Source organism: Heyndrickxia ginsengihumi, assembly GCF_011008565.1.
Classification (GTDB): Bacteria; Bacillota; Bacilli; order Bacillales; family Bacillaceae_C; genus Weizmannia; species Weizmannia ginsengihumi.
On sequence record NZ_JAAIWK010000016.1, the window covers coordinates 34667 to 46319 of the forward strand.

Below are 11653 nucleotides of genomic sequence, written 5' to 3' on the forward strand. Positions count from 1 at the left end.
TTTTTTGAGACCTTATTCTTACAAAAATATTATAACTAAGGAAAGGGGTGAGAATTTGGACTTACTCACTCTAGCAGTTTCCATAATCGCTTTTGCGATTGCATGTGCCGTCTTTTTTATTTTTCCTTTCGGATTTTCCAAAAAGGGTATTACCATCATTGTGATTACTGCATTTTTATTATCATTATTTAGCTTTCTGACAACGACGTTATTTTCAATATCGCTTAGTCTAATGATTACATTTTTATTAGTATTATGTATATCCTATATCGTCGGAAAACGACTAAACCGCGTTATATTTACAGAGGACGAAAACGATGCAGAAGCAGATGTTGCAGTAGAGTATCAGTCTTTCTATCATAAACAATCTGAAGGAATAGAAGACATCCAAAGCAATACAATCCAATCGATTCAAACTGAATCAAGCATTCAAACAACTGATAAGGAACATATGCAGCCTGATATAATAGCTAGCAATGAACAAGATGAAGATAAAGTTCAGCATCAAGACGAAAAATTGGTTGAGGATATGGAAGATTGGGAAGAATTACTAGATCAATCATCTCAGCACGAACAACTAGAACAGGAAGTTATTGCAGAGCAGTCGGTTGAACATGCAATAGTAACAAGTCCATCTTCCAACATTGATGATGAAAGTGAAACAAGCTTTTTAGACAATCGAATTTCATCGCTTGAATGGCAAGATGAAATAGAAGTTTCTAATGAAGAAAAGCAAGCTGAGAGTGAAATCGCTGCACATGTGGAAGACTGGATCATAGAGGTTGAACAACCGCTACCACCTACTGAAGAAAATATTGAGGAGATTCATGATCTTCCGCAAGAAGAATCACTATCTTCAAAGGAAGATAGTATTATTTCTTTATCGCAGTCAAATGATGATGCGGATGATCACGAAGAAAGGCATGATCAGCCTGCAATAGAATTAAAGACTGTAGAAGTACAGCAATATGTTCATGAAGATGATGAAATGTCCAAGGAAGATGCAGCACTTTCAAGTGAAGACGGATGGACACAAATGGCTGAAGAAGACAGTTCTTTACTCGAGGATATGGGGCAACCGTTGGAGAATGATGCACAACCATTAGTAGAGAATAACGAGGAGCAAAGCCAAGATGAATTGCCTGTGGACGAAGACGGGCATCAAGACAATCAATTGCTTGCTTCACAAACAGAAGAACATTCGAGATTGCAGAAGCAGCTTATCAAAACACTTCTTGAACAGCTACATATATATAAGAGTGCATTGCCTGCACACGAATATGAGCAATTAGTAATAGATCATCTCAAACCCGCACTTTCGAAACAAGACTATTTTACGTTTGCAAGCTTGTTAATTGAACATTATATTACGAGTCATAATCGTGAGAAGCTATCGAAATTATTAGATGATTTATTAAGTAAATATGTACAATTCCCAGTGATTCAAGAAGAACTTTTATTTATAAAGAATAAATATTGTTAGATTGACTGCTTATTTTAGCTAATGAAATACATGAAGACAGAATATGAAGATTACAGGTGTGGTGAACAAAATGAAAAAGAGCTTACAAATTTTAGGACAACCGATTATTAGTATTTTAGATGGTACGGAAATAGGAAAGGTGAAATCTCTAGTCATTAATCCGGATAAGGGGGCTATTGATTTTTTAACAATTGAACACGAGGATTGGCAAGTAAGCGTCAAGGCGATTCCATTTAAAAAGGTAATTGGAATTGGCGCATACGCCGTAACAGTCGATAGCGACAGAGCAGTTATTGATTTAAATGAAATTCCGATTGCTAATCAGCTCGTCAATAAAAAAATTAAAATTATTGCGACGAAAGTAATGACGCGTAAAGGTGAACTTCTTGGCGAAGTGAAAGAATATTATGTTGATGATGAAACAGGCAATCTTCTCGGACTTGTTTTACAAATTCATGAACAAGAAGTGGTAATGTCTTCTGAGTTTGTGCTGACGTATGGAAAAGATATTATCATCGTTCAAGAAGAGGCAGCTTCGCATTTCTTAAATTCAGCTGAACAGTTGATTCAACTGGAAAGTGAGGAAGCGAGTGAACTACACCATGAAGCTGACCAAGTAGAGAATGGCGAACTCAATTTGTTTAAAGAGAAACAAGTTCAGCTTTTGAAAGGAAAAAAAGTAAAAGAAGACATTTTGAATCATGATGGTGATGTGATCATTGCAGCTGGTACCATTTTGACAGCTGAAGATGTGGTACGGGCGCAAAATGCGGGGGCCGGTGTGGTTGTTGAATTATCGATGAACGTAGAAGAATAAAGAGAGGTGGGGGTGAAGTGTGGGAAACAAACATTTTTTCAAAATATTTCTGGCGTTGTTTTTCAGCACGTTCTTCATTTTTAGTTTCTCACATTTCGGGGTTTTCGCAGTGAAAAAAGGATTTGGAATGAATGATCAATTTGCAGACGGCACATCCATCGGAGGTGTCGATATCTCTGGCATGACGAAAAACGAGGCGCAGCAAAAACTAGAAAAATCTGTACAGTCATGGGAAAAGTCGAGTCATATTACGATTAATTATTTAGATCAGTCTATCAAACTACCAACAAGTAAACTGCAATTTAACATTGATGAAAGTTTGAATCAAGCGAGGGACGGGAAAGCATCACCCCTTACCGTTACTTTAGACAGCAGTAACCTGATGGATGAAATTTCAAACACTTTTAAATCGATAAACCTCGAAGATTGGAATATTGCTAGATTAAATGAAAATATATGCAAAGTGGCTTCGAATTTACAAACAGGCAATCACGATTACCATCTAGTTGATTATGCCATCGACGGCGACAAAAAGAGTAAAATTGTTGCAAAGGCTGAATTAACTAGTATACCTGAAGACGCTCAATATGATATTGCAGCTTGGGTTAAGCAATTCAAGCAGATTAAAATCCCTGCGCAATCGGCTTTTTCTTTATTAGATGTTACAAAAATGGATCCAGCAGTGACCTATTCTGAAAATGATCTTAGTATGATTGCAACGACGATTTATCAAGCCATTTTACCGACAAATTTTGAAATAATCGATCGCTATATAAGCAGTGAACTTCCTTCCTATGCAGTGCTTGGCGAGGAAGCAAAAGTTGTGCCAAATAAGCTTGATTTTGTCTTTATCAATCCGAATACATCTGCTTATAAGCTTCATTTTGCATATAGCAATCATACATTGTCCGTTTCTGTGGTCGGAACTCCTTTTTTGGAAAAATATAAGATTTTGAAAAAGAATTACAAGACGTTTTCTCCAAAAACGGTCGTTCATTATAATAAGACGTTAAAAGCGAGCCAATCGGTCGTTTTACAGGCGGGAAAAGCAGGGCAGTATGTGAAATTGTATCGGAAAATATATGATCAAAATCATGCATTGCTAAAATCGGAACTCATCTCAGAAGATTTTTATCCGTCTGTCCCAAAAATTATTTCTAAAGCATATCCAGAAGAAACAACAACAGATACAGCTGGAACGGACCAGCAATCAACGGACGGCAATAGTGAAGCACAAAATACAGTTACAGATTCGGCACAGACAAACCAGCAGCAACATTCAGATGAAAAGACATCAAGCAATGATTCATCAAGTCAAAAGGATAAAAGTGCAGATTCAGCATCAACAGATTCTGCTAAATCTGCAAGCGTAAAAGCTGACAACTCGAAAGATGATAAAAGTGGGGAATGATGATGAAGGTACAACGTAAACGGCTAGGAGATTTATTGATTGAATCAGGTCTTATTACCTCTGAACAGTTGGAAATGGCGCTTCAGGAAAAAGGGGAGGGTCAAAAATTAGGTGATGTCCTTTTGCAGCGCGGATATATCACAGAACAGCAGCTTATAGAAGCGTTGGAGTTTCAGCTCGGAATACCGCATGTCAGTCTTTTCCGCTATCCTTTTGACCAAAAATTAATGAATCTCGTTCCTAAAGAAGAAGCGAAACGGAATTTACTTATCCCGCTAAAAAAAGAGGGGGATAAGCTATTCGTTGCGATGGCCGATCCAATGGATTTTTATGCAATTGATGACTTACGGTTATCTACCGGTTTTCACATTGAACCGGTGATTGCCTCAAAAGACGATATTCTTCGGGCAATTGGAAAGTACTACGATTTAGATGACAGCATGGAAGAGATGCTGAATGAAATGCTGGCCAATGAGGATGCCCCGGATGATCAAACGGGTGAGGAAGATTCCCCGGTTGTTCAGCTAGTAAACCAAATATTACAACTTGCAATTCAACAACGAGCCAGTGATATTCATTTAGATCCGCAGGAAACAAAATTAATTGTCCGCTATCGGATCGACGGTATATTACGGACCGAGAGAGTTTTGCCGAAACATATGCAAAGCGTCCTAACGGCACGGATTAAAATTATGGCGAATCTTGATATTACTGAGCATCGCGTCCCACAAGATGGGCGCATCAAAATTGATTTTGATTTTCATCCGGTGGATATTCGCGTTTCCACTTTACCGACGATTTACGGGGAAAAGATCGTTTTACGTATTCTTGACTTAACGAGTGCCGTGAACGATATTCATAATTTAGGCTTTAACAAGCTAAATTTAAAACGGTTTTCAAAACTAATTGAGCGTCCAAACGGCATTATTTTAATTACAGGACCGACTGGTTCTGGAAAATCATCAACTTTATATGCGGCACTTAATCAATTAAATAATGAAAAAGTAAACATCATTACCGTTGAAGATCCAGTAGAATATCAGCTTGAAGGTGTGAATCAAATTCAAGTGAATCCAGCAATAGGCATGACTTTTGGACAAGGTTTGCGCGCGATTTTACGTCAAGATCCAAATATTATTATGATTGGTGAAATTAGGGATAAAGAAACAGCTGAGATTGCCGTACGTGCCTCGCTTACTGGACATTTAGTCTTAAGCACGTTACATACGAACGATGCTCTAGGAACGATTACACGTTTAATCGATATGGGAGTGGAGCCATTCCTTGTTGCCTCTTCGCTTAGTGGTATCGTATCACAGCGTTTAGTACGGAAAGTTTGCCGCGATTGTGCAGAAGAACAGCCGCCTAGTCAACGGGAAATCGAAATCTTTGCAAACCGTGGGATGAAAATAGATAAAATCGTTCGAGGACGCGGCTGCGGCAATTGCAATATGACGGGCTACAAAGGTCGAATTGCGATTCAAGAGTTGCTTACAATCGATGAAAATATTCGGCGTGGGATTATGAATGCAGAACCAGGTTCAAAGCTTAAGGAATATGCGATTCTCAATAAAACGATTTTTTTAATTGATGATGGATTATTAAAGGTAAAGCAAGGTTTAACAACAACAGAAGAAATTTTACGTGTTGCTTTACCAGAGTAGGTGAAAAGATTGAAGGAAAAAATTGAGTATTTATTGCGAGTTTCCTTTGAATTAAAGGCATCAGATCTTCATTTAACAGTTGGTGTTCCGCCGATTATGCGCTTGAACGGTCAGTTAAAAAAATATGGGAAAGAACCGTTAACACCGCAATTGACAGAGGCGATGGCAAAAGCGATTATATCAGAGTCAATGTGGTCGGTCTTTGAAGAACGCGGTGAACTCGATTTTTCTTATGGCATTCCAGGCGTTTCCCGCTTTCGTATCAATGCATATCGGCAAAGATCATGCATTTCATTAGCAATCAGGATTGTTCCAACAAAAATTCCGACAATAGATGAGCTGCAGTTGCCGGCGATATTGCATTCGATTGCTGAAAAACCTCAAGGACTCATATTAGTGACAGGACCGACAGGAAGCGGAAAATCGACAACGCTTGCTGCCATGATTGATTATATGAATAAAACGGTTCACAAACATATCATCACATTAGAAGATCCGATTGAGTATCTTCATAAACATGGCAATTGCATTATTGACCAGCGAGAAGTTGGCTTCGACACGAAAAATTTTGCGAATGGCTTGCGGGCAGCACTACGTCAAGATCCTGATGTCATCTTAGTTGGAGAGATGCGTGATTTAGAAACGATTCATACCGCAATTACAGCGGCAGAAACAGGGCATTTAGTATTCGGAACGTTGCATACATCAAGTGCGCCTTCAACGATCGACCGTATTATTGATGTCTTTCCACCTGCCCAGCAGCCGCAAATTCGTATTCAATTAGCATCCGTGTTAGTAAGTATTATTTCACAACGCTTATTCCCTACTGCTGATCGTAAAGGAAGGCGGGCAGCGACAGAAATTTTAATAAATAATTCGGCGATTTCTAATTTAATTCGCAATGAAAAAATCCACCAAATTGTGAATGTCCTACAGACGAGTCGTTCACAAGGCATGCATACACTCGAAACAAATATTAAAGAATTATTGCAGCAAGGTGTGATTACGCGGGAAGCGGCAGAACCTTATTTACAGGAGATCGTGCAAAATGCCAAGATTTAAATATCAAGGAAGAGATAAATCAGGGAAAAAGAATGGAACAATTACGGCATCGTCAAAACGGGAAGCGCTGATGAAGCTTCGCGAGCAAGGCATTCGCGTTGCGCAAATGGATGAACTTCCTGAGACATTGATGACAAAAGAAATTACATTTGGCAGTAGAGTTAAATTGCAAGACTTTGTCATTTTCTTGCGTCAATTTTCAACGTTATTAAAGGCCGGCGTCACTGTAGTAGATTCGACAAGGATATTGGCGAGTCAAACGAGCAGCAAAACATTGAAAAAGGTGCTGCTAGAGGTTGAGGAAGATTTGCGGGCTGGGAATGCCCTATCAGCTGTAACGGCTAAGCATAAAAAAATCTTTACACCGATGTTTGTGAATATGGTGCGCGCTGGTGAAGCCGGGGGAAATTTAGACGACACGTTGGAGAGGCTAGCAACCTATTACGAAAAGCAGCATCGTACACATCAAAAGGTGCGTTCTGCGCTGACGTATCCAGCTTTCGTTGCCATTATGGCAATCGTCGTAGTCATTTTCTTGCTCGTCAAAATTGTACCAACTTTTGTATCGATGCTCGATAGCTTTAATACAAAACTGCCGGCGATTACCCGCTTCGTTCTATCGGCAAGTAGTTTTATGCAAACATATTGGTGGCTTGTCGTACTAGTATTTATTGGACTTTATGTCTTGCTGATTATGGTGCGCAAAAATAAAACGAGCAAATATTATTTAGATTACGTTCTATTAAAAATGCCGATTTTCGGTAAACTTGTGCAAAAATCGATCATCGCGCGCATGACAAGGACGTTGAGCTCGCTGTTTTCAAGCTCTGTACCGATCCTACAGGCGTTATCAATCGTAGAAAAAATCGTAGAAAATGAGATTATGGCAAAGGTCATTCGCGAATCGCGTGATGCTTTAGAGCGCGGGCAATCGATGACAGAGCCGATGCGGCGCCATTGGGTGTTCCCGCCGCTCGTTACACAAATGATTGCGATCGGTGAAGAAACAGGTGCTTTAGATGGCATGCTTGCAAAAGTTGCCGATTTCTATGAGGCTGAAGTGGAAGCAGCGACAGATCAGCTGAAATCTTTGATAGAGCCTTTTCTAATCGTCTTTTTGGCAGGAATAGTCGGAACAATTGTAGCAAGTATAATGGTGCCAATGTTCGATATTTATAATAATGTGCAATAATTGTCAAAAAAAACACTATTTTTATAGATTGGATATGTAGTATAATGTAGTCTGATTGTACTATTACTTAAGGAGGAGAAAGAATGTTAAGAAAGAAGCGTAAACTATTAAAAAGTGAAAAAGGATTTACACTCATTGAATTGCTTGCTGTTATCGTTATTTTAGCGATTATCGCAGCAATCGCAATTCCGGCAATTGGAAATATTATAAAAAATTCTCGGATTGATGCAATTAAATCAGATGCGACTCAAGTGTTGGAAGCTGCTAAGTTATATGAGGCTAGCAATAACGATGCAGGTTCAGCAACGAATAATACTACAACTTTGGACAAGGATAAATTAAGCTCATATTTAGATGATAACGATGTGAGTAAACTTCAAGATGGTTATTCGGTTACTGTGACAGAAGATTCTACTTCTCACAAACTAACTTATAAAATTACTGCTACAGGTAAGGATGGTAGTGTAACAGTGAACTTTAAGGATGCTACTTTAAACGATATTAACAGCGCTAAAAAAGGTGCTACAGATATTCCAGCTCAGTAATTTTTAAATTTATATAGAACAATTTTATTATTAAAAGGAAGTATGCCATTTGGACATCTTTCACAATCTTTATTTGATTTTGATTGCTATTTACGGACTGATCCTCGGTTCTTTCTATAATGTTGTTGGGCTTAGGGTTCCGGCAGGGGAGTCGATTGTTTCTCCCCGCTCGGCATGTCCAAAATGCCATCATACATTAACAGCAGCGGAGCTGATCCCTGTTGTTTCTTTTATGCTGCAACGGGGAAAATGCCGCAGCTGCGGGGCCAAAATATCTCCGCTATATCCAGCATTCGAACTGTTGACAGCTTTTCTTTTTACAATTTCACCTCTCTTGCTAGGTTGGTCCAAAGAATTAATCGTTGCGTGGACGCTTATTTCTCTATGCATGATTATTTTTGTATCAGATATGACCTATATGATCATTCCAGATAAGGTTTTACTCGTCTTTTTACCATTATTTATCATTGAAAGAATATGGGTACCCGCTTCGCCAATATTTGATCCGCTTTTCGGTGCGCTTGCAGGTTTTGCCGTTCTATATGGTATTGCGTGGATTACAAATGGCGGTATGGGGGGCGGCGATATTAAACTTTTTGCCGTTCTAGGTATTCCGCTTGGCTGGAAGCTTGTACTGCTTGCTTTTTTGCTTGCTACTTTTTTCGGCGCGGCATTTGGCGCAATCGGAATGATGATCGGAAAGGTGAAAAAAGGTGTGCCTTTTCCTTTTGGACCATACATTGTATTAGGAACGCTTATTGCCTATTATTTTGGATATGATTTGTTGCATTGGTATATTTCTATTTTAAAAGGATTTTAATTTAAGGGGTTTTCTCTATGACTCTTTCGTTTTTTCCAACTTCAAAGAAAATCGGTAATATCATTATGAAAGACCATGTTATTCGCTATCTTGAGTTAAAGCAAACAGAACCACCAATCATTCAAAAATGCGGGGAGCGCTATCTTCCAGAAGGAATTATTCGTGATGGGAGAATAATCGATATCGAAACATTATCTATGATTGTTGAAGAATGTATGGGTGATTGGGGCTTGAAAGGGAAGCGCCTAGTCCGATTTACAATTCCAGACAATTTTGTAGTGGTGCGTAAAATTTCGATTCCAACCGAGGTGGAAAGCGATGAAATCGAAGGGTATATTTATTTAGAAATCGGTTCATCCATTCATTTGCCTTTCGAGGATCCAGTTTTTGATTATGTTGAATTGCCTTCAGAAACTACTGAAAAGGAAATTCTCCTATTTGCTGCACCTAAAGACATCGTATTAGATTACGTGGAATTTTTTAAAGAGATGAAATTAAATCCAGCTGCGGCTGATATATCTCCATTATGTTTATATCGTTCGTTTTTTTACTTAAATCACGTTAATCCACAGGATCATCATTTATTGCTGCAATTTGATTTAACGATGATCAATGCAGCTATTATTTACCAGCATCGACCTGTTTTTATTCGAGAAGTAGAGATGGATATTCCTTTTTCAAAATGGGAAGAGGAGATAAATTCGCAAGGTGAAAAAAACTTTAAATGGCCAACGGAAGAACCACCGATTTCATTTGATTTTATATTGAAAGAGTTGGAAAGGGTAATGAGCTACTACCGATTTTCAATGAACCAAGGCAAAGCAGGCGTAACGAAAATTCTTCTAAACGGTGATCATCCGTTATTAGAAGAGATTGAGAAAACGCTCACCGAACAATTTGATCTCCCTGTCATCACGATTCAGTCGCAGCAAAACTCACGGCTAGCTTATCCAACATTTCATGCTCGCTTTGCTCCTGTTTTAGGGCTTGCATTGAAAGAGGTGAAATAAATGCTAGTAGAGATTAATCTGTTACCAAAAAAAGAACCTAAAAATATCGCCCTTCTTTTTTGGGGCGGAATAATATTTGTAGTAATCATCGTATTTGTTATGTTCTTTTTCTTCACCCTGCAAGATTCTAAGCAGCAATTAACTCATATCGATCAAAAGATTAAGCATGTACAGGCATTGCAAGCAACCGAGCAAGCAAAGAAAAATAGCGACAATACTTATCAAGATTCACAAAAATTACAATCTGTCGTTGATTGGGCGAATCAATATCCAATTAAAACGGTGCCAATCTTGCAGAAGCTAACAAACTTACTTCCAAAATATGGGTATATGCAATCATTCTCTTATACAGACAAAGCAGTGTCGGTTGTTGTTCAATTTGATACAAATGAAGAAACAGCTTATTATTTGAAACGTCTTGTTGATAGTAAGTATTTTAATAATGTAACGCTTGTAAGTGTAAAAACAGCGAGTATTCAAGTTGGGAATGACCAAACAACAACAAATAATGCTAACACAGCGAATCAAGCAAATGCAGAAGATAGCTCCAATACAACGAGTGATTCAGAAATGAGCAAACAAGCGGATGAGGCAAAGCAAACAGATACGACAAATCAAACAAGTACTGAAAATAATGAAGACGTTACAGATACATCGGGTACAGTGAGTGCTTCGAAAACAGCCGATACGACAGATTCAGGAGATGAAAGCGGGGATTCTAGCGATCTGTTACGTTATACGGCTACTTATACATTACAGTTAAATCAATCTACACTAAAAGAATTGTCGAAGGAGGAGAAAAAATGAGCCTCCGATTAAATAAGAAACAGCTGATCGTCTTTATTATTCTTTTATGTATTTGTGCTATTGGTTTTGCCTTAGCCTATTACCTCTTATTAAAGCCGATGCAAGCGGACATTGCAGGAAAAAAGGAAAGTTTAAAAACAGAAGAAGTACTGTTGAGCTCTTTACAGTCTTCGCAAAATAAGCATTCTGATTTACAAATCGGGAACATTGTACAGTTGCTGAAAAAAGTCCCGACAGAGCCTCTAACTGAACAGTTTTTGCTCGATTTTCAAAAGGCTGAGGCATTATCAAATAGTTCTATTTCTGATGTAGAATATCAAGATGAAAATAAAGCGGACAATCAGACTTCTACTAATAGTTCCAATAATACGGATAGTACCAAATCGGAACAGCAATCATCAAATTCAACTGCAAGTAATAATCAAGAAAGCTTTCCTGCTGGTGTAAATACAGTCACTTATACGTTGACTGTCCAGTCCCCAACATATGAAGATATGAAAACTTTCTTAACAACAATCGAGAACCTATCGAGGATTACGATGATCGATGCCATAGAGTTTGATGTTTCTAATGAGTCAGGAACTGATTCGACGAATTCAACGGATACTGCTTTGAAATATACAGTGACCGTTTCATCTTTCTATTATCCAGAGCTAAAGAATTTTACAGCTAGCTTGCCAAAAATTGATGTTCCATCGCCTAGCAATAAAACAAACCCGCTCTCAAGTGAAAATAGTGATAGCCAATGAACAAGTCAAAAAAAATGACGAAATTCTTTCTGAACAAGACGACAAAAGTCTTGTTCTTTTTTTTCTAAATTATGTTAGGATATAACAAATTGC

Annotated in this window: 11 protein-coding genes; all 11 read left to right on the top strand. The window is 38.3% G+C overall.

Features of this window, described 5'->3' with window-relative positions; all coding sequences use genetic code 11:
- Positions 1–55 precede the first annotated feature (55 nt).
- The 11 genes from G4D61_RS10700 (at position 56) to G4D61_RS10750 (ending at position 11560) form a co-directional block, all read left to right on the top strand.
- Positions 56–1483, top strand: coding sequence for a hypothetical protein (locus tag G4D61_RS10700; protein ID WP_163173905.1), 1428 nt, complete (start codon positions 56–58; stop codon positions 1481–1483).
- A 70-nt stretch (positions 1484–1553) separates the two neighbouring features.
- The gene (locus tag G4D61_RS10705) at positions 1554–2300 is read left to right on the top strand and encodes a PRC-barrel domain-containing protein (RefSeq protein ID WP_163173907.1); all 747 of its coding nucleotides are present in this window, start codon (positions 1554–1556) and stop codon (positions 2298–2300) included.
- A 109-nt stretch (positions 2301–2409) separates the two neighbouring features.
- Entirely contained in the window at positions 2410–3711 is a 1302-nt protein-coding gene (locus tag G4D61_RS18515; RefSeq protein ID WP_052137745.1) for a VanW family protein, read from the top strand.
- 2 nt (positions 3712–3713) lie between these two features.
- Positions 3714–5375 (top strand): GspE/PulE family protein, encoded by a 1662-nt coding sequence (locus G4D61_RS10715; RefSeq protein ID WP_025728420.1) that lies wholly within the window; start codon positions 3714–3716, stop codon positions 5373–5375.
- Positions 5376–5384: 9 nt separating this feature from the next.
- Positions 5385–6437, top strand: a complete 1053-nt coding sequence (locus G4D61_RS10720; RefSeq protein ID WP_025728418.1) for a type IV pilus twitching motility protein PilT — start codon at positions 5385–5387, stop codon at positions 6435–6437.
- Positions 6424–7629 carry a type II secretion system F family protein gene (locus tag G4D61_RS10725; RefSeq protein WP_035352527.1) on the top strand — a complete coding sequence of 402 codons (1206 nt, stop codon included), beginning with the start codon at positions 6424–6426 and terminating at the stop codon, positions 7627–7629. Before G4D61_RS10720 ends, G4D61_RS10725 begins: the two co-directional genes overlap by 14 nt.
- An 83-nt stretch (positions 7630–7712) precedes the next feature.
- Positions 7713–8174, top strand: a complete 462-nt coding sequence (locus G4D61_RS10730) for a prepilin-type N-terminal cleavage/methylation domain-containing protein (protein ID WP_035352524.1) — start codon at positions 7713–7715, stop codon at positions 8172–8174.
- Positions 8175–8223: 49 nt separating this feature from the next.
- Complete coding sequence (locus G4D61_RS10735) at positions 8224–8994, top strand: prepilin peptidase (RefSeq protein WP_035352521.1); 771 nt, start codon at positions 8224–8226, stop codon at positions 8992–8994.
- Positions 8995–9011: 17 nt separating this feature from the next.
- Positions 9012–10004: a type IV pilus biogenesis protein PilM gene (gene pilM, locus G4D61_RS10740; RefSeq protein WP_025728410.1), complete on the top strand. Its 993-nt coding sequence runs from the start codon at positions 9012–9014 to the stop codon at positions 10002–10004.
- Positions 10005–10811, top strand: a complete 807-nt coding sequence (locus G4D61_RS10745; RefSeq protein ID WP_035352519.1) for a PilN domain-containing protein — start codon at positions 10005–10007, stop codon at positions 10809–10811.
- Complete coding sequence (locus G4D61_RS10750) at positions 10808–11560, top strand: hypothetical protein (RefSeq protein ID WP_035352513.1); 753 nt, start codon at positions 10808–10810, stop codon at positions 11558–11560. Before G4D61_RS10745 ends, G4D61_RS10750 begins: the two co-directional genes overlap by 4 nt.
- Positions 11561–11653: the final 93 nt, after the last annotated feature.